Origin of the sequence: Streptomyces sp. URMC 126 (genome assembly GCF_051386555.1) — a bacterium.
Classification (GTDB): domain Bacteria; phylum Actinomycetota; class Actinomycetes; order Streptomycetales; family Streptomycetaceae; genus Streptomyces.
This window is the reverse complement of record NZ_JBPQTX010000975.1, coordinates 1-263: the sequence shown is the minus strand read 5'-3', so window position 1 is coordinate 263 and position 263 is coordinate 1. Positions and strand designations below refer to the sequence as shown.

Genomic DNA, 263 nt, shown 5'->3' with positions numbered 1-263 from the left:
ACATTGATGTTTTACGCCTGGCACAGTTTGCTGATGCACCATCGCCTTAAAAGCCGTAGCTACATCATAATTTCTAATGCCTTTTTGGTAGGCACTGACAATGAGTGAAATTTCATGTGATGCTTCCATAATACCGGAATACTCAATTCCTGCCGGTCCTTTTGCCAGCCAGCCGCCATGCTTATACATTTCCAGCTGGGATTTTACCCACATATTGGCAATATCCGGATTCACGAGTGTCCATAACTGGTTCAGGTTCCAGA

Annotated in this window: 1 protein-coding gene; it reads right to left on the bottom strand. The window is 44.5% G+C overall.

Translation table 11 applies throughout. The features are described from left to right. Positions 1–255 (bottom strand): glycoside hydrolase domain-containing protein (locus ACSNOK_RS34735; protein ID WP_436784696.1); only part of this gene is annotated, 255 nt, incomplete at its 3' end. Positions 256–263: the final 8 nt, after the last annotated feature.